This is a genomic window from Microbacterium hominis NBRC 15708, assembly GCF_001592125.1.
GTDB lineage: Bacteria > Actinomycetota > Actinomycetes > Actinomycetales > Microbacteriaceae > Microbacterium > Microbacterium hominis.
The window spans coordinates 1-1,035 of the sequence record NZ_BCWI01000047.1; the positions used below are offsets into that span (position 1 = coordinate 1).

Sequence of the window (1,035 nt, forward strand, 5' to 3'; positions counted from 1 at the left end):
GTCGCATTGGAGCTCGCGATGGCCTTACGGGTGTCGGATCGGGGTGTGCAACGCCGGATGTCGGAGGCGTACCTGCTGACCAACCTCTTCCCGCGGACGCTTGAGGTGTGGGCCAGCGGGGAGATCGATGCGGCTCATGCGTGGGCGATCAGCCGCACCGGCACGATGTTGACGACCGAGGAGGACCGGGCACGGTACGAGACCCTCGCCCTGGAGGCGGCCCGGTCGGAGTCGCCTGCGCGGATGAGCGCGGCGGCGAAGGCGATCGCCGCGACCATCGACCCGAATGCGTTCACCGAGGCCGCGCAGCGCGCGTACGACGAGAGGTCCGTCCGCTTGTTCCCGTTGGACGATGGGATGGCTCGACTGGTCGCGGATCTTCCCGCCCCGCTCGCCCACGCGATCCACGACACGCTGACGGCCCGGGGTCGGGCGATCCTCGATCAGACCGACGAGGACAGCGACGGCGACGCGGATGTCACCGACGCGGATGCCCTCGTCGATGCCGACACGCTCATCACCAGCCCCGTCCGCCCCACCGGCGTGACCTGCACGACCACGACCACGGCCACGGCCACGACCGCCGCGAAAGACTCCCGCACGTTGGCGCAGGTGCGTGCGGACGTCCTCACCGACCTGCTCCTGACCGCCACTCCCTCCACCCGCGCCACCGGCGCCGGTATCGAGACGGTGACGGCGCAGATCCAGGTGACGGTCCCCGCCCTCACCCTCGCCGGCGACCCCGACGGAGGCCCGGCGATCCTGACCGGGTACGGGCCCATCGACCCCGCGATCGCCCGACGCCTCGCCGGGCTCACCCCCGGGTGGGATCGCGTGTTCACCGACCCGACCACCGGCATCCCCGTCGCCGTCGACCGCTACCGACCGTCCGCGGAAATCCGCCGTTACCTCGCCGCACGGGATGAGCGCTGCCGCACCCCTGGCTGCACCCGCCCCGCGCACCGGTGCGACCGCGACCACACGACCCCAGCCGCAGACGGCGGCCACACCGCCCCCGACAACCTCGCCCACCTC

At 72.2% G+C, this 1,035-nt stretch carries 1 protein-coding gene; it reads left to right on the forward strand.

Going from position 1 to position 1,035, the window contains the following annotated elements; translation table 11 throughout:
- Window positions 1-45 precede the first annotated feature (45 nt).
- The coding region (locus MHO01S_RS16130) for an HNH endonuclease signature motif containing protein (protein ID WP_371836328.1) at window positions 46-1,035 on the forward strand (990 nt) is incomplete at its 3' end.